Origin of the sequence: Pseudomaricurvus alkylphenolicus (assembly GCF_011683955.1) — a bacterium.
GTDB classification, from domain to species: Bacteria; Pseudomonadota; Gammaproteobacteria; order Pseudomonadales; family Cellvibrionaceae; genus Pseudomaricurvus; species Pseudomaricurvus alkylphenolicus.
Genome location: NZ_JAAQPI010000011.1, coordinates 58,440 through 82,914, shown reverse-complemented (window position 1 = coordinate 82,914; position 24,475 = coordinate 58,440). Strand labels below are relative to the sequence as shown.

Sequence of the window (24,475 nt, the reverse complement as noted above, 5' to 3'; positions counted from 1 at the left end):
CCGGATTAGAAGCGCATTGCGCTTCGTAATCCGGCGATCCGCCAAAGGTTTAAATTGGCGGCGGCAGCCTATAAACCGCCTGTTGCAGCAACATCCCAGGGTGTTAAAAATCGGGCCGCAGCCAACGAACAACACCAGCGGAACCGTCGGATTACGCTCCGCGAAGCGGAGCTAATCCGACCTACGCGGGAAGAAAATCCTGTCGTTTCGAACGGCAGCTCCTGGCACCAACTTGCCTCCCACTTCCTCGAAAGAATCCAGAATCCAAAGCTAAGACCAGCCCCTCAACAAAAAAACCCCCTACCGCAACAGTAGAGGGCTCACGAATTACACTGAAGAAACAATCAGGGGTTATAAAACTCCCCATCCTTCCTCAGGTAGAACCACCAGTTGATAAAGATACACACCGCATAGAAGCAAGCGAATCCAATCAACGCCACCTCAGGAGTGGTTGCCTTGATCTGCTCACCCAACACCTTGGGAATATAAAAGGCACCGTAGGCAGCAATGGCGGAAGTCCATCCCAGTACCGGGCCGGCCTGCTCTTTCGGGAACACCATTGCAATGGTGCGGAAAGTAGAGCCGTTACCAATACCAGTGGCTGCAAACAACACCAGGAAGAGGATGAAGAAAGGTACAAAGAACTCTTCCGGAGTCGCAGAGTTATAGGCCGCTTTCATGTAGTAAGCCACACCCAGGGCACTGGCCACCATCACTACGGAACACACCTGAGTCACCAAGGCACCGCCCAACTTATCGGAGATCCAGCCGCCCACTGGGCGAATCAGCGCGCCGATAAAGGGGCCCATCCAGGCGTACATCAGTGCGCTGGGGCCGTTGGGGTTGGCAGTGTCGTGGGTCATGACACCGTCTACCATCAAGTGCTGGTAACCGAAGATCACTTTGATCGACAGCGGGAACGACGCTGCAAAGCCAATGAAGGAGCCAAAAGTCATGGTGTAGATTACACTCATGGCCCAAGTGTGCTTGTTACCGAAGATCTGATATTGGCGGCTGAGGTTGGATTTGATTTGACCGGGAATCTGCTTAAGCAGGAACACGGTTGAGGCCACGACCAACACCAGTACGATCTCTTTGGGTACCCCAAAGCCAGAACCGTTGGCCGCTTCCGGCAGCAATAACCACAGACCAAAGGCTGCAGTCACAAAACCAATCAACAACATAAAGCTGACGATGGCAAAACTACCCACCGGATTGGGGATCTCGGGAGAGACATCGCTGGTACGAATATTATTCATGCCGAACCAACCCAGGAACGCCAATGGCACCAGCAACAACAGCCACACAAAGCCGGCGTTCTGAATATAAGTCTCGGAGCCCGCAGCGATCTTGCCGATCAGGGTACCCGAGCTGTTCTGCAATACCATGGAGTCACCACCCATGGCCCCGAACAACCCAAAAGTCATCGCCAGGGGCACCAGGATTTGCATGGTGGTGACACCAAAGTTACCCAGCCCGGCGTTAAGCCCCAGAGCCAACCCCTGTTGCTTCTTGGGGAAGAAGAAGCTGATGTTGGACATGGACGAGGCGAAGTTGCCGCCGCCCAGACCAGACAGCAGCGCCAGCACCTGGAACACCCACAGCGGAGTATCTTGGTTTTGCAGCGCAACTCCCGCCCCAAAGGCCGGAATCATCAGCAGCGCGGTGGTAAAGAAAATGGTGTTGCGCCCGCCGGCCAGGCGGATAAAGAAACTGCTGGGAATCCGCAAAGTGGCACCGGTCAAACCGGCAATGGCCATCAGAGTAAAGAGTTCAGACTTGGCAAAGGGAAACCCCAGATTCAACATCTGGACTGTGATTACCCCCCAATAAAGCCAGACCGCAAAACCACACAGCAAACTGGGAATCGAGATCCACAGGTTGCGATTGGCGATCTTCTTACCTTCTGCTTCCCAGAAGGCGGTATTTTCCGGATCCCAATTTTGGATGTCCGCCCCGCTGCCCTCGCGGGGAGATCCTCCGGCGGGATCCACAACGTGTGAATCAGACATAGGCCGCTCCCGTTCTATCGTTTAGTCGTTTGTCAGTGGCTTCACTATGGGCAGCACGCCGGTTGGTCTCAACCGATACTAGGGGGTAGCCGGCACCTGGATTCCCCTCCGGCTTTACTACCCCCATGGGAGTACAAACGCCCTCTGCTCCGCAGTATTGGAGGCTCGGGAGCAGGAGCTGTATACCTACTGTGGGATAACACGCTCAAACAGCGCGATACGCACTTCTGATGGGTAGATGATCCAGGTCAAGTGCCGGTTGATTGGGGCTTGTCATTTGCATCGCTATTGGCCAAGGTGTATCCGCCGAAATAAAAAGTCCCATCTCTGGAACAGACAATGACTATGTCAAACGCGCTCTCATCTGACCCGAACGTCACCACTCTGATGCTGGTTGACGACCACCCCTTGTTGCGCAAAGGGCTGGCCCAGCTGATGGAACTGGAAGATGACCTCGAAGTGGTGGCGGAAACCAACAATGGTAAAGACGCCTTACAGTTAGCCGGGCAACTGCAACCGGATGTGATCCTGCTCGACCTGAATATGCAGGGGATGGATGGCCTGGAGACACTCAAGGCCCTGCGCGAGGCGGAGATTGACGCCAAGATCATTATGCTGACGGTGTCTGACAATGACGAAGATGTGGTCTGTGCCATTACCTATGGAGCGGATGGCTATCTGCTCAAGGATATGGACCCGGAGGACATTCTCAATAAGGTCAAACAGGCCATTGACGGGCAGATGGTGATCAGCGACAAATTGACCCCCATCCTGGCCGGTGCCATTCGCAAGGGCACCGGTAACCGCACCAATCTGCTGGCCAAACTGACCAGCCGCGAGCACGAAATCCTTAAGCAGATTGCCAAGGGGCTGAGTAATAAGCTCATCGCCCGTGAGCTGGATATCTCTGACGGTACGGTCAAGGTTCACGTCAAACACATTCTCAAAAAGCTGGGCCTGCGTTCGCGGGTGGAAGCTGCCATCTGGATGGTCAATCAGGGGCAGTGAAGCCCCTGTTGCCCGAATAGAATCTATCGAATCTGCGTCAATCGGTGGGTGATCAGGCGCTTAAAGGGCGCAACATTGTTGCCTACTCGAATCGCTGCCTTACGCGCCAGTTTTGCGATGGGCTGATCATCCGTGTACAGGCGTACAATCATATTGGTGGCATCGTAGAGGGGTCTGGCCAGCAGCCGGTGGCGCAGTTGATAGGCATTGAGCACCTGTGGTGAACCGATATCCCGCCCCGCCGACGCTGCCTTGATCACTTGCGTCGCCAACGTGTCCGCCGAGCGCAGACCGAGATTGTAACCATGGGCGGTAACCGGGTGCATGCCAACCGCCGCGTCCCCGATCAGGGCAAAGCGCTGCCCCACAAACCGGTCAGAGAAAGCCCCTACCAGAGGATAGGAGAAGCGTTCACTGGTCAGCTCCATATCTCCCAGACGATGCTCCAGCATGCGTTTGGCTTCCTGAGCAAAGGCCTCCGGGCACAGTGATGTAAGCTCGGATGCCCGTGCCGCCGGCACCGTAATCACGATGGATGACTGCCCTTCTGCCAGGGGCAGGACCGCACAGGTTCTGCCGTAGTAGAAGCACTCCTGCGCGGTGTTGCGATGATCACCCTGGTGGTTCATATTGCAGACGATCATGACGCGACCAAAGTCTTTCATGCGAGCGCTGATTCCCATCATTCTGCGGGTCTCGGAGAAACGGCTATCCGCAGCGACAATCAGTGGGGCCTCCAGACGCTCACCACTGCCCAGGTCGACCCAGGCACGGTTGCCATCGCTGCCGACGGCGCTCACCTCCCGCTCCGGTAACAGCTCTATATCTTGTTGTTCACTGGCCTGCTCGAACAAGGCCCGACGAATATGATGGTTTGCCACCAGGTAGCCCAGAGGCGCTTCGGCATCGTCTGTACGCTCGAAGTGCAGGGCGTAGGGGGAATCGCCGTCCTGCACTGTGGCTTCCTTCAGGGGGTGTATGTGACTCTTTAAGAAACGCTGCCACACACCCAGCTCCGTGAGGATCGTGCGGGATAAGTGTGTCATGGCAATATCCCGACCGTCCATGGCAGGCGCCTTCAACGCGGATTCTGTTTGGCGGTCCACCAAGGCGATATTGAGGCCGTGACCACTGAGGGCACACGCGAGGCTAAGCCCTGCTGGACCGGCTCCTGCAATGACCACGTCTTTTTCCTGCGTCTTTTTGTTCACCGGATTTGCTCCAATTCTGTGCGATGGCAAACTCTAACATTTCACTGGTGGTCTACACTTGATAGTGATCAATCCAGACAGGATCGACACAGGAAAACAGCACCAAAACAGTGCCGTTTTCCGCCCCAAAAGGGGGCGCGGAATCGCCGGTTTGAGTCAAGTCAAACAAGTGATAACAAAGGGGGATATTCCCCTCTGATGAATATTCAAGTACGACGATTTCTGGGATAGTCTGGCGTAAACAAACATCAGCTTTTGGAGAAAATAACATGCAGACTTTAAACGCACAGGACATCATGAATTCCAACGTGATGTTTGCTTACGAAGGCTGGTCCATCAAATATCTGGCGACGTTTTTTAAGGAAAAAAATATTTCCGGCGCACCGGTTGTGGCACCGGACAACGAACTGGTGGGCGTTGTCAGTGTGACCGATATTTTCCAGTTCGAAAATCAAGACATGGACGCAAAGGTGGCGGCCCTGAGAGACTATTATCAAAGTGCCTATGGCGATGATCTGCATATTAATGATTTGCAGAGCTGGAGCCACAACGCGGAAGAAAACTGTACTGTGCACCAGATTATGAAAAACCGGGTAATTTCTGTTACTGGAAACACTTCGGTTTCAGAAGTCTGCCGGGTGATGCTTAACAATAAGATTCACCGGGTATTTGTCACCGATGAAGGCAAAGTCAAGGGTGTCATCACCACCTCCAATCTGCTGACCGTTCTTGCCGAAAGCGGGGAATAATTAATTGCCGATAAAGGTGGATTACGCCTTCGGCTAATCCACCCTACTGAATATGCAGAATACGTAGACAGGTTTCACTGTAGTAACGATAGAACTACTCCATTCGGGAAAACAAATAGATCAGCATCACAAACGAAAAAAACCAAAAACCGGAAAGCAACTTCCAAAACATCAAACTGCTGGTATTCTTTTCAACAACCGGATCCGTGCGCAGAAATTCAGGGTTGGGTTGTGTCAGGTCTTTCATCAAACCCTTAATGTTTCGATAACGCTCCTGCAAATCAAAAGACACCCCTTTTTCCAACGCCGCATCAAACCAGAGTGGAATCACCGGATTGTATTGCGAGGCCGACTGATAACGCAGCCGGTCATAGTCAAATGCCGTGCGGCACTCTTCCACCTCATCCCCATAGGGCAATTGACCACAGAACATCTCGTAGACGATGGTACTCAACGCGTAGACGTCACCCTGAATGCCGGGATTCTTGCCCATAAGATACAAAGGATCAGAGTAGGACGCCGTCCCCAGCGCCCCCTCGTGCACCAGTGGTCGCTGCATCTCCGCCAGACCGGCGACGTACACGGAGCCAAAATCAAGTATCACCGCTCTTCCGTCTTCCGTTAGCAGTATATTACCCGGTTTCAGGTCCTGGTGGATGGCCTCATTGTCGTGAAAGGCCTGCAATCCTTCGGCAATCTGTTTAACAATGGCGATGGCGTTTTTCGGGCTTGGAGGCTGTTGCCGGGCTATCCATTTATCCAGGCTTTCCCCTTGCAGATATTCCATCAGGTAATAGAGTGCGGTTCTCGGTCTCTGCTGTTGTATGACACGCACAACATGTGGACTGTTGATGCGCCGTCCAATCCATTCTTCCTGTATGAAGCGGTCGATATAGGAAAGGTCGTCCTCAAAATTACGCGACGGCGTTTTCATCGCGTAGTGGCTGCCGTCTTGCTCGTCCACTACCAGATAGAGCTGGCTGCGGCTGGAGGCAAAGATCTCCCGTTCGATACGGTAGCCGTCGAGCTTCATCCCCGGCTCCAGATCGGGCGGAAACGGCAGACGCGTCAGTTGGGCACTGACGTCTTCCAGGTTTTCTTCGGGGAGCGTTTCGACGATGGCGACCACGGCACTGAGATTGTCATCGCTGCGCCTCTCCCTGGCCAGGTCTTCCAACCGCGTGGCAATCTGTTGGGCGACTGCTTCGCCCTGCTCTTGCGCTATGAGGTTTTGTCCCAGGACTTCCTGCAGTTGTTCATGGGCAATAAAATCGTGAACGCCGTCCGTTGTCAGTAATAATCGATCGCCCACTTGCAAGTCCGTGTGCCCGTAATCGACGTTGAGCCGATTATCCATACCCATGGCACGAGCGAGGCAGGTACGGTTATCCGCAATCTTGGCCACATGATCCCGCGTCAACTGAACCAGTTCCCCGTCGCGCCAGCGATAGATCCGGCTGTCACCCACATGGAAGAAGTGCCCGGTGCAACCCTTGACCACCAGTGCACTGAAGGTACAAAGGTAGCCCTTGCTTTCTGTGTGATATTCGTGGCTTTTTCGAAACAGGCGCAGATTAACCGTGGACAGGATTTTCTCACCGCTGCGGGAAACCGACCAGGTATCCGGTGTCTGATAATACTCTTCAAGAAATCGCTGGATAACCGTCTGGCTGGCCTCCCGCCCCGCCTCTGCGGTGGAAACGCCATCCGCCACTGCCAGCGTGATGCCCTTACTCAATAACGGATAAGACTCCACCGGCTGACAACAGCCGACAGAGTCTTCGTTGATGGGTTTGATGCCCGCACTGGAGAAGCGGGCAACATCCAGTTTCAGTTCCGTCATAGGCGGAGTCAGCCGACGTCGATCATATGCACGGTACCGTCGGGCAGTACTTCCGAGATCTGACCTTTGGGTTCATCCATCATCATGGCGATGAAAAACACTACCAGAGCGGAGCAACCGATCGCCATAAAGAAGGTGCTGTAGTCCACAAAGCTTAACACAGTCAGATAAGTTACAGCCCCCACATTACCATAAGCACCAGTCATTCCCGCAATTTGCCCGGTCATGCGTCGCTTGATCAGGGGAACAATTGCAAACACCGCACCCTCACCCGCCTGTACAAAGAAGGAACAACACATAGTGGCTATCACTGCGGCAGGAATCCACCAGCCGGCATCAACCTGAGACAATACGAAGTAACCGATTGCAAGCCCACCAATCAATATCATCAGAGAACGGCGCCGGCCAAAGTTATCGGAGAACCAACCCCCGGTTGGTCGGGCTACCAGATTCATAAACGCGAAACCGGAAGCCAAGAGCCCAGCCTTGACGGGGTCAAGTCCGTCGAAAGTTTCCAGGAAGAACAACGGCAACATAGACACCACCGCCAGCTCCGAACCAAAGGTCACAAAGTAGGACCAATTCAGAATGGCAACTTGCTTGAACTTGTATTTATCCAGCTCCGGTACGCCATTGCGCAGATTTTCCTTGTTGACCTTCCAGATTTGACTGGTCTGAAAAACGTAGAGCCCGATCAGCATCGCCCAGATGGTGTACATGGCGGTTTCACTCAACAGTGCCACGCCGGTCGGTGACAATTTCCATGCAAGTACACCCAGGGCGACGTACATGGGAATGTTCATCAACAGGTACAGGTAGAAATCTTTGTAGCTGGTGACTTCCAGCCCGCCCGCTTTCTTCGGTTTGAAGTAGGTGGAACCCTTGGGAGTATTGCGAGCGACCATGTAGTAGAACACACCGTAAAGTCCTGCAACGATACCAGTGGTGGCAAGCGCGTAACGCCAGCCGTGTTCACCACCGTAGATCAGAGCCAATGTGGGCAGACTCATGGCCGCTGCAGCGGAACCAAAGTTACCCCAGCCACCATAGATACCTTCCGCCACACCGACAGAGCGGTGGGGGAACCATTCGCCCACCATACGGATGCCGATAACAAATCCGGCGCCGACAAAGCCCATCAGGAAGCGCAGCAGTGCCAGCTGCTGGTAACTGTCGGAAAAGGCAAACGCCAGACAGATAAAGGAAGATGCGATCAACAGACCGCTGTAGACCTTGCGCGGCCCAATTTTGTCCACCAGGATACCGATAACGATTCGCGCCGGAATCGTCAGCGCCACGTTCAGAATCATCAGCGCCTTGACCTGCTGCGATGTCATGTCAAAGGCTTCTTTCATAAACACCAGCAGGGGCGCGTGGTTAAACCACACCATAAAGGTGAGGAAGAACGCAAACCAGGTGATATGCAGGGTTTTTATTTTGGGATCGCCGAGGGCGAACAGGTTGATTTTGTGATCTCCAGACATAGCTCCTCCAAACGTCGCTATTGTTCCAGTTCGGATGCGGGCAGTCTGAGCCTTCGTGGTGTCAATCCTATTGACCTGTATCAATTTGAAACTCGACAAATACCGGTCCGATCCGCCATAAGACTGGGCGTCTACTCACTCCGGGCACTACCTGCATAGCGCACAGCCCGCGCCAACAGGTAACATCTACTCACTTGGGGGTAGAGGCCGATACTCCCGAAAACCATCAGGGGTAGAACGTGGTTTCTCCGGCGTCGATTGCATTAGAGTATCGAAATAGCAGTTAAACAACGGGAAGTGATAGTGAGCGATGCAGTGTTATCTATAGACGGTGATCGTAGCGGTGCAGGCCAGCGGGCGCTGATGATGGCCACTTTGGCCTTTGCTGCCAATTTTTCCGTCTGGGTTCTCTACGCCGTCATCGGGCTGGAGCTGCAACAAACGTTGGATCTCAGTGCCACCCAGTTGGGCTTTCTGTTTGCCGCGCCGATGTTAACCGGCGCTCTTATGCGGATTCCCGCCGGCTTGCTGGCCGACCGCTACAATCCCAAGCATCTGTTCACCCTGCAAATGCTGATCACTTGCCCGGCGTTGTTTTTTCTGCCCTGGATGCAAAGTGTCAGTGACTATACCTGGCTGGGTTTTTGGCTGGGCATCAGCGGTGCCTCCTTTACGATTGGCATTCGATATGTCAGCGATTGGTTCTCCCGTGACAGCCAGGGCACAGTGATGGGCATCTTTGGTGCCGGTAACGCCGGTGCAGCCATTACTCTGGCGCTGGCGCCGGTACTGATCGATCGGTGGGGTTGGGATGCCATGGGGCCCTTTTATGGGGTGGGGCTGTTACTGATGAGTGGCCTGTTCGCACTCTTTGCTCCGACCCAGCCGAGGTCTACGCGCTCATTGGAAGCCACTTCGGAAACAGTGGGCCTGCATTCGCTGGCGGAGCTTCGCCATTTGCGGGTCTGGCGCTTTGGGCTTTATTACTATTTTGTCTTCGGCAGCTTTCTCGCTCTGATTATGTGGTTACCCCAGTATTATGTTAACGCGTACCAATTGAGCTTTGACCAGGCCATGGCGTTTACCCTGGTGTTTGCCACCAGCTCCAGTATGGTGCGGGCACTGGGTGGCTGGTTTTCGGATCGCTATGGCGGCCGCGCGGTCAATTGGAGTGTGTTCTGGATCTGCATCGCCTGTCTGTTTTTTCTCAGTTATCCACCCACCACCATGACCATTCACGGAGTAGAGAAGGATGTTCACTTGCAGATCGAGGTCAATGTCTGGCTGTTCAGTTTTTTGATCTTTGTGATCGGCATTGCCCAGGGCTTCGGTCGCGCCAGCGTCTATAAAATCATTCATGACTATTACCCGCGGCAGATGGGGACCATTGGCGGCTTTGTGGCCGCCCTGGGCGCACTCGGCGGCTGTACCCTGCCCATCGCCTTTGGTCTGGCAGTGGATGCCATCGGTGTTCACAGCGCCTGCTTTATGCTGCTCTATGGCGTCTTGGCCTGTTGTATGGTGGTGATGTTCTTCGCCAACAAAGCGGACCGTTTTCACGATCGCCTCCAGTATGCCCGCGCCCACAACTTTCTCGAACAGGAATAGGCGGCGTCTTTAGTACCCCAAAAAGAGTAGCCGTGAAACAGAGGGATTATTGGACCTCGCAGCTTGATTCAGATCAACGGTGCTCCCCGGTTGCTACACTAGTCTCATCGGACAAGAGATTTACAAAGAAGTATCAGCATATCGGCAAGCGCCGAATTTAAGGGGAAGATCACATGAACAACATCAAGTCTACTGTCGTTCCATCACTGCTCCTGGCTGCCGCCCTGGGAGCGCCATCCGTTGCAGCGGACGAAGCGGACAAAGCGACAAATCTGGCAGAGGCGATCAAAGAGGGCGATGTGACATTGAGCCTGCGTCTGCGCTATGAAGATGTGGAACAAGAGACAAGCTCTGGTTCTGACAAAGAGGCTGACAGCTTCACGTTAAAAACCAGGTTGACATACAAGACTGCCGACTATCAGGGTTTCAGTGCGCTGGTGGAGATGGATGACGTCACCGAACTCGACAGTGTTGATTACAACACCGCACCCAATGACAGCAGTTTTCCGGATGCGGCGATTATTGCCGACCCCGAAGGAACCGAAGTCAATCAAGCCTGGCTCGCCTACAAATTTGGTAAAAACACGCTTACCTATGGCCGCCAGAGAATCCTGCTGGACAACCAGCGTTTTGTGGGCGGCGTAGGCTTTCGACAAAACGAGCAGACCTATGACGGCATCAGCTTTAAGAGCAAAGCGCTGAAAGACACCGAAATCTTTGTAGCCCATATCAATCGCGTTAATCGTATCTTTGGAGAGGATTCCGCACTGGGCGATCATGACAACAGCACGGTCTTGCTGAACGTCAGCTACAGCGGTTTGCCTATCGGCAAGCTTACAGGCTACCACTACAATATCGACAACGATAACGTTGCCAATATGTCCACCAAAACCACCGGTGTGCGCTTGGCGGGCAAACACAAACAACTGGGTTACAACCTGGAATATGCGACCCAGTCCGATGCTCATGACAATAGCCGCCGCTACGATGCGGACTATTTCCTGCTCGAAGGCAGCGCCAAACTCGGTGCCTTTAACTTCAAGCTCGGTCATGAAGTCCTGGGTGCGGATGGTGACGACGGCTACTTTATTACGCCGCTGGCCACTTTGCACAAATTCCAGGGCTGGTCGGACAAGTTTCTGAACAAGGGCGTCGGCAATGTCACCGGCGGCCTGACCGATACCTATGCCTCGGTGGGCACCAAAGTGGCCGGGGTCAAGCTGGCTTTGGTTTATCATATGATCAGTGCCGACGATGACAGTGCTGCTGGAACCGACGACTATGGCCGGGAGTTCGGCTTTGTCGCCACCAGGAAGTTTGGGCCCGTCACCCTCAACCTCAAATACGCCGACTTCAGCGAAGATGTCGACAGCACTGCACTGACCCAGGTCACCGATACCAGCAAGCTCTGGTTGACTGCCAGCGCCAAATTCTAGTACCGCTCTCTGGCGACAGTATGACCCATGCATACTGTCGCACCACCAACCATCCTGACCATTGTTTGATCGCCCAGCCGCCCGTGTTGACCTGAATCAATACCTCGCCGCGAGTGGCGGGTTATCAATAGCAGTTTCCCCCACCAGAACTTGCGAGCCCCGGGTATGACCACTGACTCATCCGCCGATACCTTCGCCACAAACATTACTGAGCAACCTCAAACCGAGCTGCCTTTGCAGAGCGCTTCCCTGGATATCTGGGACAAGAAGTACCGCCTCAAGGACAAACAGGCCCAAGCGGTCGACCTGGACCTGGACGAAACCTATCAACGGGTCGCCGCCGCCATTGCGGAGGTGGAGCCCAAACGTCGCAAACACTGGCAGCAGGAGTTTCTCTGGGCTCTGCGTAACGGCGCCATACCCGCGGGTCGCATTATCTCCAACGCCGGCGCCGGCGAACACAAGCCCGCTACCTCCACCATCAATTGCACCGTCTCCGGAACCATAGAGGACTCGATGCAGAGCATTCTGGAGAAAAACCTCGAAGCCGGCCTGACCTTAAAAGCCGGTTGCGGCATTGGTTACGAATTTTCCACCTTGCGCCCCAAGGGCGCTTATGTGTCGGGGGCCGGCGCCTACACGTCCGGGCCTTTGTCGTTTATGGATATTTTCGACAAGATGTGTTTTACCGTTTCCTCCGCCGGCGGTCGTCGCGGTGCCCAAATGGCCACCTTCGATGTGCATCATCCCGATGTGCAGGATTTTATCCGGGCCAAGCGTGAAGATGGGCGCCTGCGGCAGTTTAATCTCTCGCTGTTGATCACGGACGAATTTATCCAAGCGGTGAAGGACAAAGCCCCCTGGCCGTTGTCGTTTCCCATAACGCAGTCAGATCTGAAAAATCACCCGGTCTCGCTGACGGATTCTGACAAGGTGTGCTGGCGACAGCTGCCACACCTTGACGAAAACTATGTACGGAACGAACAGGGGCAGGTGGCCTGTCGAATCAGTAAATCCATTCCCGCCGATCGCCTGTGGAACCAGATTATGGCGTCCACCTACGACTACGCCGAACCGGGCTTTATCTTGATCGATCGAGTTAACCAACTGAACAACAACTGGTTCTGCGAGTCCATTCGCGCTACCAACCCCTGTGGCGAACAACCCTTGCCTCCCTATGGCAGCTGCCTGTTGGGCTCGGTCAACCTAACTCGCTTTGTGGATCATCCTTTTACCGAACAAGCGCGTTTTAATTGGGAAGGTTTCCGTAAGCTGGTGCGGATTTTTACCCGCATGCTCGACAATGTGGTGGAAATTAACGGGCTGGCCCTGGAGGGGCAGCGACAGGAGATCTTTGACAAACGCCGCCACGGTATGGGATTTCTGGGGTTGGGGTCTGCGTTAACCATGCTCAAAATTGCCTACGGCAGTGCCGCATCTGTCGCCTTTACAGAAGAAGTCAGCAAGGAGCTGGCACTGACTGGATGGCGAGAAGGGGTAGAACTGGCGAAGGAGAAAGGCGCCGCACCCGTGTTTGATCGTCAGTATCCCTTGAGTGCGGAAATGCTCAGCCAGAAACCGAAACTGGCCGACTCTCACTCGCTCGGCGAGAACGTCTCAGCAAAAGTGCTGCTGGCACACTACAGCGATTATATGCAAAAAATCGGTGAAGAAGACCCAGAGTTGATCGAGGCTATTGCACAACACGGCTGCCGCTTTACGCACCACAGTTCGATTGCGCCCACCGGTACCATTTCGCTGTCTCTGGCCAACAATGCCAGTAACGGCATTGAACCGAGTTTTGCCCACCACTATGCCCGCAACGTTATTCGCGAAGGCAAGAAGACCAAGGAGAAAGTCGATGTTTACTCCTACGAGCTGCTGGCCTATCGTGCACTGATCAACCCTGATGCGCAGCCCTACGCCAGCGAACCCGCCCAACAGCTGCCCGACTACTTCGTCGTCAGTGACCAGATCACCCCGGAGCAGCATATTGATGTCCAGGCAGCGGCACAAAAGTGGGTGGACTCCTCCATTTCCAAGACCATCAATGTTCCTACCGAAATACCATTTGAAGAGTTCAAAGATATTTATCTGTACGCGCATCAACAGGGGCTAAAAGGATGTACGACCTTCCGGTTTAACCCGGAGGCGTTCCAGGGTGTACTGGTCAAAGAAGAGGATCTGGCTAACACCACCTATCGCTTTGAGCTGGAAGATGGCAGCAGTATCAGTCTGAAAGGCAATGAGGAGGTGGAGTACGATGGCGAAGTCCATACCGCAGCCAATTTGTACGATGCCCTTAAAGAAGGCTACTACGGTAAGTTCTAAAAACCTATTCGCGAGATAATTATGTCCACCACCAAAATTGAAAAGAAAATTACCGGCTTTAGCATCGATTCTGACACTGGAAATACCAATACCACGGTTACCAGTACTGAACAGCAGCCCGCCCAAGAGCCCCAGACCTCCGCCATTGAGCATATGCACGAAAAGGTGGATCGGCCGGAAATGCTGATTGGTGCCACCTACAAAATCAAAACACCGCTTTCGGACCACGCACTCTATATCACTATAAACGATATCGTGCTCAATCCCGACACAGACCATGAACAACGGCGCCCGTTCGAGATATTTATCAATTCAAAGAACCTCGAACACTACCAGTGGGTTGTCGCCCTGACCCGGGTTATCTCTGCCGTGTTCCGCAAGGGTGGCGATGTTACCTTCCTGGTGGAGGAGCTTAAGGCCGTATTTGACCCTCAGGGGGGCTACTTTAAATCCGGCGGTCGCTTTATGCCCTCCCTGGTGGCGGAAATCGGGGATGCCATCGAATTGCATATGAAGAGCATCGGTTTGATTCAGACTGAAGAGCTGAGCGATATCCAGAAGCAGGTGTTGGCCGAGAAACTGGAGAAATACAACGAGCAAAACCAGTTGGAATCCAGCCACAGTGGTGGCTATCCCCCCAGCGCCCAGCTGTGTCTCAAGTGTCATACCAAGGCGGTGATTGTGATGGACGGCTGTAAAACCTGCCTGAGTTGCGGCGACTCCAAGTGCGGCTGACAATTCCGGATCTGAACTGCGAACTGGCACCATAGTGCTATTATTAAGAGTGTCCCGACGCTGAGCCTCCAAAAAAGGGGGCGAATCGGCTTTGTTGGCGTTTTTGCCTGGTTTTCGCCCTGGCTTGGTGCACTCGATGTTCAGCAGTATCAGCTCACGAATTATTGCTGCCACCATTGTATTGGTGGTGATTTGCTCTGGCTCATTCCTTTTGTTGAGTATGAAGGAACATGAGGCCATCTATAAAGACACCGTTATCGGTCATCTGGAAGCCCTGAGCGGCAACCTGGCCGAAGATCTGGTGCCTATTTTGGGTGATGAGGATGCGCCACTTGAGCTGGCCACCAAGTTACTCGACCTTGAGGTCTACGAACACGTCAAATACGCGCTGGTCTTTGACGACAAGGGGCAGTTGGTGCAGCGATACCTGGCACCGGCCTTTATGCGCGAAGCCCACCCAGGTCAGAAGCTACCCTCTTTTGATTTGGACGATGTCAGTCCGGGTGTACAAATTATTAAAGGCGAATTGGTTGCTTATCGCCCCATCGGTGACCTGGCATATACGCTCGGTTATTTACTGATCGTTAATGAATACCAAGAGCCGCTCGGCCAGAGCAATATGGCGCTGGTGGTCAGCTCTCTGCCCATCGCCCTGAGTATTCTGGTGGTGATGATTGCATTGACCGTGACACTCAACTGGCACTTGCTCTCTCCCCTGACGCAGCTTGCCCGCTTTACCAACTCGATTGATTCCAGCAGTAATTACCATTTGCGGGTGGAATGCCAGGGCGACGATGAAGTTTCCAATCTCGGCAAAAATATTAATGCGATGCTGTCACGCATTGAGGCCCAAAGCGATAAAAACCAGGAGTACACCGATGCTCTGGAGCAACAGCAACGAGCTCTGAAAAAGCTCGCCAACTACGACACCTTAACCAACCTGCCCAACCGCAAATTCTTGATGGAAGCCCTGCGAATCGATCTCGCACGCTCCAAGCGCAAGCAAACCAACCTGATGATTCTTTTCCTGGATCTGGATAACTTTAAAGGTATCAACGATTCACTTGGTCATGAAGCCGGAGACGCCTTACTGATTCGAGTCAGTAAACTCATCACCAAGCAACTGCGCGAGGGCGACGTTTTGGCCCGGCTCGGCGGCGATGAATTCCTGGTGTTGCTGAATGACATAGAAGATCAGGTGGTCAGCCTCGGCATCAAAGTCGCAGAACGTATTATTTCGGTTCTGGAAGATCCTATTATGCTGGGCGAATGGGAGGTGCAGACCGGAGTGAGCATCGGCATCGCCGATGCGATATCGTCCGACTACGACCCCGAGACCATTATTCGTAATGCAGACATGGCCATGTACCAGGCCAAGGAATCGGGCCGCAATACCTACGCGTTGTTTCAACAGGAGCTACAGGCGCAGACCATGCGCAAAATGGTTATCGCCAATTCATTGGGGAAAGCGATACAGGACAGCGAGTTCTGTGTGAATTATCACGTCAAAGTGGGATTGAATGGTCGCGTTAACGGCTTAGAAGCTCTGATTCGTTGGCCCAGCAGCGCTCACGGCATGATTTCGCCCGCCGAATTCATTCCCGTGGCGGAACACAGTGGCAAAATTACCGCCATCAGCCGTTGGGTTTTGCAACGGGTATTCTCTGATTCCGCTGAAATCTTTGCGATCACCAGCGAACCGCTTGTGGTGTCGATAAACCTGTCCGCCTACGACATCAAGGACCCTAACTTTATCGAATTTATCCGTGACCAGATCGTCATGCATAAGGTCAGTGCGAGTAACTTCGAATTCGAGATCACTGAGTCGGCTTACCTGGATAATTTTGACGAAGCTATCGAGTTTATTCGGCAACTGCGAGAAATGGGGTTCAGTATCGCGTTGGATGACTTCGGTACAGGTTACTCTTCTCTGAGTTACCTGACGCAGCTGGCTATCGATACCCTCAAAGTCGACCAGAAATTTGTTCGTGTCATGGAGCAATCACCCCGAGACCGAATGATCATTGAGGCCATTATCAGCCTGGCCCATCGATTGGAATTAAATGTATGCGCCGAGGGTGTGGAAACTGCGCAACAGATGGACTTTCTGGCTGAGCAGGGTGTGCATCAATTACAGGGATACTACTTTTCCAAACCCTGCCCACTGGATGACATGGCGAATTGTATTATGGATTTACACCGGAGTCGCAAACTGGCCATTCATTAACACTGAAGCAGCCATTTGGAAGTAACAATTGAAAATCAACACCCCATAACAAACAACTTAGTAATCAAAACTGTAGACCACCTCCAGCGTCTCTGGTAACGACACCGAATCCGGCAAGTACGCCAGGTAGCCGCTATTGGTTTCCAAAAATTGCATCAACGCCTCTATGCTCTCGAATTCCATGGGCGGTGAAGAACGCCCTGTGAAGCGACGTTGAGCCCAATAGGCCTGGATTCTGGATTCCGTCAAACCAATAATACGCGCGTTAAAGATACTGCGAATTTTGGCGCCCGCTGCCAGGTTTATCGGTTTGACCGGATAACCGGTACTGCTCTCCAGATAGATTTGTTTGATCTGCTTGCGGCTAAGAGGACCTATTCCCTGGGTACTGGTGACCACCAGCAGGCGAGTTCCCTCTCCCCATACCGCGGGTGACAATGGCAGTACTAACAGCCAGCAAATCGCAAGCAAGAGCTGAAGCCGTTTTCGCATCAAAACACCCACTCCAGCGCGACAGAAAAAAACTTCGCGTCGCCGTCAAAGGATCGACTGTCACTGCTATACAGCGTGGCAGAACGGCGATGCTCCGATTCCAGCCACTTATACTCTGCCTTTAAGGCCATGTCCGAACGAAAATCCCAACGTACACCCAAACCGTAGCTGTCGATATCGTCCTCGACCCGACTGGCGAATAACTGCTGATAACCCAAAGCCAATTGCTGCAGTTGCGGAGCGAATCCCAATGGAATTTCACCACTGACCGGCCGCGGCAATGTATCGCGACGATTGCCATACGTGATCAGAAATGTCCACTTGTCGTAATAACGCCCATAGGTCAGGTAATAGCTCTGAATTTCCGCAAAGTAATCGGTATCGTTGGCGATTTTGATCCATTCGCCCTTCAGAAAATAGGACAGGGAGTCGTAATCGGTACTGAACTGATAGAAGTCCGCCACAGCTTCCGTCGTCAGAGTGGCTGCGCTGCGGGGAAAACCACTGTTAGCCAGCAAGTCCGCGAACCGGTTTAACTCGGGTAGATCCAGGAAAATATCGCCCGTGTGATAAGACGCCCTAAAGCTGAGGTTCTCAATCCGCAGCTCAGCAATAATTCCTGTGAGATCCTCCACCTCCGTCCCCACACTGGAACCGTTAACCGTAATGTCATCGTCGAACTCTCCATAGTAAGCCTCAATGTGCGCACTGTAGTCTTCGGTGGTGTGTGAATAACGGACATCAATTCCCTGAAACTTGTTGAAGACAAATTCGTTATAGACCTCTGATGGCGCGATCACCCAGGGATAGGAATAACCGACATCGAGACTGTCGCTCAGCGAATAAAATGGGGTCTGCATCTGCCCCAGTTTGATATTGAACGAATCGTTGGGGCGATAGCTGGCGTAGAGCCATTCGATACCTGAATCCAGATCCGAGTCAGTCCGCCCAACAAGCAGGGCCGTAGCGGAAAACTTGTCACTGATATCCAGGCGACCCTGCAGACCCAATAAGGTATCCTGATCGAATCTCCAGCTGTCTTCATAGCCCTGATAAGAAACATCAGACTCATCGTGCAGGCCACCGACCAAACGGGCAAACCCGGAAACATCACCGCCAAGTTCGGCGAACGCGGGTGGTCCATATAGAAACGGCAATACGCACAACAGCAGTCCTTTGACAGTAAGTGGTCGCTTCATTACTTTATTCGTCACCCGTATCCCCTGACCTTAATGGTTATAGACAACGACCGACCATTGCACAAATCAGATTAGTCGTTGATGGGGGTCAAGAAAATTCAGCGAAGGTCGTTATATCTTTCTACACTGTGTTTTAGCCGAAAAAACGAAGCCTGACCATGGCAAAGACCGAAACCTATGTCCTGGCTGCCAAAATCGCAGCCCACCTACACTACGCCACCAAGGTGGCGGAGCAGCTGTCACTGACGGCTAAAAATGCCCATGCCGTCAGCGCTCGGGCCGGCCAACAAGCATCCGGTTTCCGTGCCATTACCAGCTTTATTGAAGACCTGGCCTCCACAACCATTACCCAGGCCAGCCTGATCAGCAACAATGCGGTTAATATCTCCATGCTGGCCACCAATCGCGAGCGCACCAACAGGGCCTTGCAGCACTTTCTGAAAGTACGCCGCTCGGCCCACGACGCCGCACACATCCAATCCATTGACGGTCCCACGGCAATCACCCAAAAGCAGTTGCGCCAACTCGACGAGGCCTTTCGGGACCAACTTTGGCAACTGGAATTGCAGCTGGAAGAAACCCAACAGCAAATTCGAGCGGCGGCCATCATCTCCAGCACCTCCAAGGTGGAAGCCTCCCAGGCGGGCAGCTTTAAACCGCAGCTCGAAGTGATCGCCACCAACATTGCCAACGCCGCGGACCAAATCAAACAACACCTGCAGTCCGCCCAGCAGCTGCTGGTGGAAGCCACCGACGACCTGCACCACCACTATTAAGGAAGATTGACACTCATGAAAGTGCACAAACTCGCCTCCAGCGCCAAAACCCAGTGGCTGATGTTTGGGCGCGACCCCAACAAGCCCGATAAAATTATCGATACCAACCAATACCTCCTGCGAGCGGGGCAGCGGGCGCTGCTGATGGACCCGGGTGGCATCGAACTGTTTGCCCCCATGCTTGCCGCGGTATTGCGGGAAGTCTCCCTGGAAGAGCTCACCGATCTGTTCGCCTCCCACCAGGACCCGGACATCATCTCCTCCCTGGGCCTCTGGGACCAGGCACTGCCCGAAGCCACACTCCACTCCCCCTGGCTGTGGGAAGGCTTTATTCGCCACTTCGGCATGAACAACATCACCTACAACCCGATTGCCGACACCGGTGGCGTCATCAACCTCGGCGGTGTCGAAATCGAAATGGTGCCCGCTCACTACCTGCACTCCTCCGGCAACTTCCATATCTACGATCCCCACGCCAAGGTCCTGATGAGCGGTGATGTGGGAGCGGCACTGGAAGACATCAACGCCCCCATGGAAGTGGACAACTTTGACCAGCATATCCCCAAGATGCGCAAATTCCACCAGCGCTGGATGCCCTCCAACCGGGCCAAACTGGATTGGATCAACCGGGTCCGGCAGATGGATATTGACATCATGGCGCCCCAGCACGGGCGTATTTTTACAGGGGATAATATTCAGCGGTTCCTGGATTGGTTTGAGGGGTTGGAAGTGGGAGTCGCGGTTTCCTAAGACCAAGGAGTCTGACCCCATGACCTTTAGGGCACCACACCCAACGCCTCACAAAAGCCAAGGTGGCTGGGGGAGTTATTTTCGGAGCGTAAAAGGAGAGCGCCGAAGGCACGAAAAAGACAAGCGCCGTTTGCTTGGCTTTTTCGTAACTGAGGGAAGCCCGGAGGGCCGCCGACCAGCTCCGAAAATGACTCCCCCAGCCACCGATTGAGGCACCCAACAAGAAGCTCCCCAGATACCCCACAACAACCTCTAATGGCACCGAACAGAAAGCTCTTTTCCCGCTCTCACCCCCAAAACTGATAAACAAAACCAACAACCTGTCCACAACCACTCACAAAAAACCTCAGAATTTGGACAAATTTCCGCCCAACAACTACCCTTGATAAAAGAAAATTATCAATTTGGGCAAAAACCTGAATTGGACACCACCATCGACGCCCTCGAAAATAGCCGGCCAAATAGACCGCGACCGACCGTGAATCGACTTGAGAGGATGATAGATGTCTGCACCACTGACCCCCAGCGAGCTGCGCGCCCGGATCCGCAGCGGAGAACACACCGGTAACACCTCCGGTTACTGCGATGGATATGTACAGTGCAACGTCGCAATCCTGCCCAAAGACTGGGCCGCAGAATTCCTCCAATTCTGCCAACTCAACCCCAAGCCCTGCCCCGTTGTAGCCATGGCCGCAGAACCCGGCCAAACCAACATCGGCACCATCGGCCCCGATTTTGACATCCGCACCGACGTACCCAGCTACCGCATCTGGGAAAACGGCGAACTCGCCCGGGAAGTTACCGACATCTCCGACGTCTGGCGTGACGACCTCGTCACCTTCCTGATTGGCTGCTCCTTCTCCTTCGAAGAAGCACTGCAGGCCGACGGCCTCGAAATTCGCAACATCGCCGAAGGGGTTAACGTCCCCATGTACGACACCAACATCGCCTGCCAGCCCGCCGGTCGCTTCAAAGGCAACATGGTTGTCAGCATGCGTCCGTTCGTGCCGGCCGACGCCATCCGCATGATCCAGATCTGCTCGCGCTTCCCGTCAGTACACGGAGCGCCGGTACACTTTGGCAGCCCGGAAGATATAGGTATTCCTGATGTAGGCCGTCCCGACTATGGCGACGCTGTCACCATCAAAGACGGCGAAGTTCCCGTCTTTACCGCCTGCGGTGTTACTCCACAGGCCGCCATCATGGAAGCCAAGCCCCCCTTCTGCATCACCCACAGCCCCGGCTGCATGGTGGTATCCGATTTGCCCAATAGCCGCCTGGCAATCCTGTAAGGAGACGAGACTTATGGCACTGTTACTCAACTGCGACCTGGGCGAGAGCTTCGGCTCCTGGAAAATGGGCATGGACGAGGCCGTTATGCCTCACATAGACCAGGCCAATATCGCCTGTGGCTTTCACGGTGGCGATCCTCTGGTGATCAACAAAACCCTGACCCTGGCCAAACAACACGAAGTTACCGTCGGTGCTCACCCCAGCTACCCGGACCTTGTGGGTTTCGGCCGCCGCTCCATGAACTGCTCTGGCGACGAGATCAAAGCATTTATTACCTACCAGATCTCCGCACTCGATGGCATGGCCCGCAGCCAGGGCCTGGAGCTGGCCTACGCCAAACCCCACGGTGCGCTCTACAACGACATGATGGCCAAGGACGCTGTTCGCCACGCCATCATGGACGCCATGGCCGCTTACCACCGCCCCATCCGTCTGATGCTGCAAGCCACCCCCAATGCCGACCTGCATCGGGAAGAAGCCGCCAACCGAGGCCTGAAACTATACTTTGAAGCCTTTGCCGACCGCTGTTACGACGATGATGGCCGCCTGTTGGCCCGTTCCAAGCCCGGTGCCGTGCACACGCGCGAAAAAATGCTGGCTCAGGTCAAGCAGCTCAATGACGAAGGCACCATCACTACCGTCAGTGGCCACACCCTCAACCTGCAGGCTGATACCCTGTGCGTACATGGCGACAATATGGAAGGCGTGCAAGCAATTGAAGCCATCCGGGAGCTGATCACGGCATGAAGATTCACGTCGCGGGCGAAAACGCCCTGATCATTTATTTCGGGGAGGAGACCAGTCCCACCATCTCCGCGCGGGTTCAACAGACTGCCCAGCGTCTGCCCGGCTTGCTGGGTGACGGTCTGATTGATCTGGTACCTTCTTACGCCTCGCTATTGGTGCTGTTTAATCCATTGCTGACCGACCATTTGGCCGTGCGTCAAGCAATACACAGCGCCGCCGGTGATGATAACGATGCTGTGGTAGGCGAAGGTCGCCTGGTAGAACTGCCCGTGTATTACTCTGAAGAATCCGGTCCCGATCTGGCCGCACTGGCAGACCGCGCACAAATGAGCGTGCAAGAGGTGATCGATCTGCACCAGGGCGATGAATATCGCGTATACGCGATTGGCTTTGCGCCTGGTTTCGCCTATCTGGGTCAGGTTAACGAGCGCATTGCCGCACCCCGCTTAAGCACTCCCCGTCAGAAGGTTCCCAAAGGCGCCGTTGCCATTGCCGACCAACAAACTGCTGTATACCCAGCGGTCTCTCCTGGTGGCTGGAATCTGATTGGTCTTTGCCCCACGCCCATGTTCGATCCCCAGGCTGAACCCACCATGCCGGTCACCGTGGGTGATCGGGTACGTTTCAAATCCATTGAACGGGAGGAGTTTTTAGCGCTGGGCGGTGAACTGCCCGAGGGAGGTATCGAATGAGTGTGAAGATTATCAACCCCGGCATTCTGGCCCTGCTGCAGGACGCCGGTCGTTTCGGTAAACACCAGATCGGTCTCACCAATGGCGGCCCTATGGATCCGCTGGCGTTTCACTGGGCCAACCGGCTCTGCGAAAACGAGCCCGGTGCTACCGCCATCGAAGTCAGCGTGGGTGGACTCAAGCTCCAGGTCAATGTCGATACCCGCGTCGCCGTCACCGGCGGTGAAATGCCGCTAAAGATCAACGGCGCGGAAGCGGAACGCTGGCAGACCCATATTCTTAAGTCCGGCGACACATTGGAGCTTGGCTACACCACCAACGGTTGCAGAGCTTATATTGCAGTCGCGGGCGGCTTCCAGGTGGACCCCAGCTTTGGCAGTACCGCAACCGTTGTGCGCGAAAGCCTGGGCGGTTTTGACGGCGCCCCCCTGAAAGCAGGTGATGAGATTGCCTGTAACCCCGACACCAGCGAGTCTCTCTGGCAAGTCCCCGAAGACGAGCGCCCCGAGTACAGCAACGAGATCACCCTGCGAGTCATTCCCGGCTATCAGGAACACACCTTCGATCGGGTGCAACAGCGTCTGTTTTTCCACAACACCTTTGAGGTGAGCGAGCGCTGTGACCGTATGGGTTATCGCCTGACCGGACCGCAGGTGGTTTCCAGTATCGAGGGAATCCTGTCCGAGGGAATTTGCCTGGGTGCCATCCAGGTTCCCGCCGACGGGCAACCCATCGTATTAATGAATGACCGCCAGACCATTGGTGGCTACCCCAAGATTGGTTCCGTGCTGTCTCTGGATCTGGCCAAACTGGCCCAGCTGATGCCCGGCGGCAAAGTCAACTTTAGTGCCATCACCATCGATTGCGCTCACAACGCCCTGAACCTGGCGCACAGTCGCTTTGGTGCAGCGCAACTGGAAGCGGTTGAAGAGAATTAGAGAAGTCTTATGAGCAATACCAGCATTAACGAACAGGACCTGAGCCAACAGATCGAAGACATTCTGGTGGCCCGCAATCCGCGCGGCATGAAAGACGTGCAGCCGGCACTGGAAGCCGGATACTATCGCCGTGCCGCACGTTTGATCAAAGCCGTTACGGATAAGCAAAAAGGCGCAACCGTTCTGATCGGTACCGGCTTCCCGGTTGTGGATACTTTTGAAACGGATGGCCCCGTGGGCGCTATCGCCCTCTATGATGCACTCGAAACCCTGGGCGCCAAACCGGTGATTGTCTGCGGTGCGCCCCTGTCTACTGCATTGGCAGATACCTATCGGATTCAGGAAATCATCGTTGGACCACACAGCGAGCGCGAGCAGGAAGCCAGATCGGCACTGACCGCCCTGCAACCTGAGTTGATTATCTCCATCGAACGTCCCGGCATGGCTGCCGATGGCAACTACTACAACATGCGTGGCGAAGACATCAGCCCTCGCGCCGCCTGCTTTGATACCTTCTTGCAGCAGGCGGATTGCCCCACCATTGCCATCGGCGACGGCGGCAACGAAATCGGCATGGGCAATATCTCCGATGCCCTGCAGAATTTGAACATTGTTCCCGCCGCCACTACTTGTACCGAACTGGTGATTGCGGACGTATCCAACTGGGCCGCTCATGGCCTGATCGCCATGCTCGGTTGGTGGGAACAGAAAGATCTGCTGGGCGAGATCGACAGCCTCAAAATTCTGCAGTACCTGTCAGAGCGCGGCAGTGTCGATGGCGTCAGCAGAGAGAACACCCTCACTGAGGACGGCATGCCCGCCTCCGAGGGGATTAGTGTGATTGAGGAACTGCGCAAAGCGACCGGGTTTGCCTGATCGTCCGCCGCAGTACTCAAAGATATAGATAAACGCTCCTTGCGGGCCTGGTTTAACGTGGATAACGG

At 54.2% G+C, this 24,475-nt stretch carries 20 protein-coding genes; 14 read left to right on the top strand and 6 right to left on the bottom strand.

Annotated features, from left to right (window positions below; translation table 11 throughout):
* Positions 1–344: 344 nt before the first annotated feature.
* Positions 345–2,012: an MFS transporter gene (locus tag HBA55_RS24345; protein WP_166996777.1), complete on the bottom strand. Its 1,668-nt coding sequence runs from the start codon at positions 2,010–2,012 to the stop codon at positions 345–347.
* A gap of 339 nt (positions 2,013–2,351) precedes the next feature.
* Here HBA55_RS24345 and narL point away from each other — a divergent pair, with 339 nt between their 5' ends.
* Positions 2,352–3,020, top strand: a complete 669-nt coding sequence (gene narL, locus HBA55_RS24340; RefSeq protein ID WP_338109451.1) for a two-component system response regulator NarL — start codon at positions 2,352–2,354, stop codon at positions 3,018–3,020.
* A gap of 23 nt (positions 3,021–3,043) precedes the next feature.
* On the opposite strand, the gene ubiM is transcribed toward narL, so the two are convergent.
* A complete protein-coding gene (gene ubiM, locus HBA55_RS24335) occupies positions 3,044–4,231 on the bottom strand; it encodes a 5-demethoxyubiquinol-8 5-hydroxylase UbiM (protein WP_166996775.1) in 1,188 nt (395 codons plus the stop codon).
* Positions 4,232–4,500: 269 nt separating this feature from the next.
* Between ubiM and HBA55_RS24330 the strand changes: the two genes are divergently transcribed.
* Entirely contained in the window at positions 4,501–4,980 is a 480-nt protein-coding gene (locus HBA55_RS24330; protein ID WP_166996773.1) for a CBS domain-containing protein, read from the top strand.
* A 94-nt stretch (positions 4,981–5,074) separates the two neighbouring features.
* Here HBA55_RS24330 and HBA55_RS24325 read toward each other — a convergent pair whose 3' ends face one another.
* Together HBA55_RS24325 and HBA55_RS24320 are read right to left on the bottom strand one after the other, a co-directional pair.
* Positions 5,075–6,823, bottom strand: a complete 1,749-nt coding sequence (locus tag HBA55_RS24325; protein ID WP_166996771.1) for a bifunctional protein-serine/threonine kinase/phosphatase — start codon at positions 6,821–6,823, stop codon at positions 5,075–5,077.
* Between the two features lie 8 nt (positions 6,824–6,831).
* The gene (locus HBA55_RS24320; protein WP_166996769.1) at positions 6,832–8,307 is read right to left on the bottom strand and encodes a NarK family nitrate/nitrite MFS transporter; all 1,476 of its coding nucleotides are present in this window, start codon (positions 8,305–8,307) and stop codon (positions 6,832–6,834) included.
* A gap of 303 nt (positions 8,308–8,610) precedes the next feature.
* On the opposite strand from HBA55_RS24320, the gene HBA55_RS24315 reads away from it, so the two are divergent.
* From HBA55_RS24315 to HBA55_RS24295, 5 genes are all read left to right on the top strand, one after another.
* Positions 8,611–9,915 carry an MFS transporter gene (locus HBA55_RS24315; protein ID WP_338109450.1) on the top strand — a complete coding sequence of 435 codons (1,305 nt, stop codon included), beginning with the start codon at positions 8,611–8,613 and terminating at the stop codon, positions 9,913–9,915.
* 173 nt (positions 9,916–10,088) lie between these two features.
* A complete protein-coding gene (locus HBA55_RS24310; RefSeq protein WP_166996767.1) occupies positions 10,089–11,351 on the top strand; it encodes an alginate export family protein in 1,263 nt (420 codons plus the stop codon).
* A gap of 165 nt (positions 11,352–11,516) precedes the next feature.
* Positions 11,517–13,682, top strand: a complete 2,166-nt coding sequence (locus HBA55_RS24305; protein WP_166996765.1) for an adenosylcobalamin-dependent ribonucleoside-diphosphate reductase — start codon at positions 11,517–11,519, stop codon at positions 13,680–13,682.
* 21 nt (positions 13,683–13,703) lie between these two features.
* Entirely contained in the window at positions 13,704–14,417 is a 714-nt protein-coding gene (locus HBA55_RS24300) for a TSCPD domain-containing protein (RefSeq protein ID WP_166996755.1), read from the top strand.
* Positions 14,418–14,553: 136 nt separating this feature from the next.
* Positions 14,554–16,644: an EAL domain-containing protein gene (locus tag HBA55_RS24295; RefSeq protein WP_166996753.1), complete on the top strand. Its 2,091-nt coding sequence runs from the start codon at positions 14,554–14,556 to the stop codon at positions 16,642–16,644.
* Positions 16,645–16,701: 57 nt separating this feature from the next.
* Here the strand turns inward: HBA55_RS24295 and HBA55_RS24290 are convergent, their stop codons facing one another.
* Both HBA55_RS24290 and HBA55_RS24285 read right to left on the bottom strand, forming a co-directional pair.
* On the bottom strand, positions 16,702–17,136 hold the full coding sequence (locus HBA55_RS24290; protein WP_166996751.1) for a hypothetical protein: 435 nt from the start codon (positions 17,134–17,136) through the stop codon (positions 16,702–16,704).
* Positions 17,136–18,335: a porin gene (locus tag HBA55_RS24285; RefSeq protein ID WP_166996749.1), complete on the bottom strand. Its 1,200-nt coding sequence runs from the start codon at positions 18,333–18,335 to the stop codon at positions 17,136–17,138. Before HBA55_RS24285 ends, HBA55_RS24290 begins: the two co-directional genes overlap by 1 nt.
* Before the next feature lie 158 nt (positions 18,336–18,493).
* Here HBA55_RS24285 and HBA55_RS24280 point away from each other — a divergent pair, with 158 nt between their 5' ends.
* The 7 genes from HBA55_RS24280 to HBA55_RS24250 all read left to right on the top strand — a co-directional run bounded on the left by HBA55_RS24280 (position 18,494) and on the right by HBA55_RS24250 (position 24,407).
* Positions 18,494–19,111, top strand: a complete 618-nt coding sequence (locus HBA55_RS24280) for a chemotaxis protein (RefSeq protein ID WP_166996747.1) — start codon at positions 18,494–18,496, stop codon at positions 19,109–19,111.
* Between the two features lie 15 nt (positions 19,112–19,126).
* Positions 19,127–19,861 (top strand): oxygen-binding di-iron domain-containing protein, encoded by a 735-nt coding sequence (locus HBA55_RS24275; RefSeq protein ID WP_166996745.1) that lies wholly within the window; start codon positions 19,127–19,129, stop codon positions 19,859–19,861.
* 503 nt (positions 19,862–20,364) lie between these two features.
* Positions 20,365–21,153: a putative hydro-lyase gene (locus HBA55_RS24270; protein ID WP_166996743.1), complete on the top strand. Its 789-nt coding sequence runs from the start codon at positions 20,365–20,367 to the stop codon at positions 21,151–21,153.
* A 13-nt stretch (positions 21,154–21,166) separates the two neighbouring features.
* Complete coding sequence (locus tag HBA55_RS24265; RefSeq protein WP_166996741.1) at positions 21,167–21,901, top strand: 5-oxoprolinase subunit PxpA; 735 nt, start codon at positions 21,167–21,169, stop codon at positions 21,899–21,901.
* Positions 21,898–22,593, top strand: coding sequence for a 5-oxoprolinase subunit PxpB (gene pxpB / locus HBA55_RS24260; RefSeq protein ID WP_166996735.1), 696 nt, complete (start codon positions 21,898–21,900; stop codon positions 22,591–22,593). Before HBA55_RS24265 ends, pxpB begins: the two co-directional genes overlap by 4 nt.
* Positions 22,590–23,531, top strand: a complete 942-nt coding sequence (locus tag HBA55_RS24255; RefSeq protein ID WP_166996726.1) for a 5-oxoprolinase subunit C family protein — start codon at positions 22,590–22,592, stop codon at positions 23,529–23,531. The genes pxpB and HBA55_RS24255 overlap by 4 nt, the downstream gene beginning before the upstream one ends.
* Positions 23,532–23,540: 9 nt before the next feature.
* Positions 23,541–24,407 (top strand): DUF4392 domain-containing protein, encoded by an 867-nt coding sequence (locus tag HBA55_RS24250; protein ID WP_166996724.1) that lies wholly within the window; start codon positions 23,541–23,543, stop codon positions 24,405–24,407.
* Positions 24,408–24,475 lie beyond the last annotated feature (68 nt).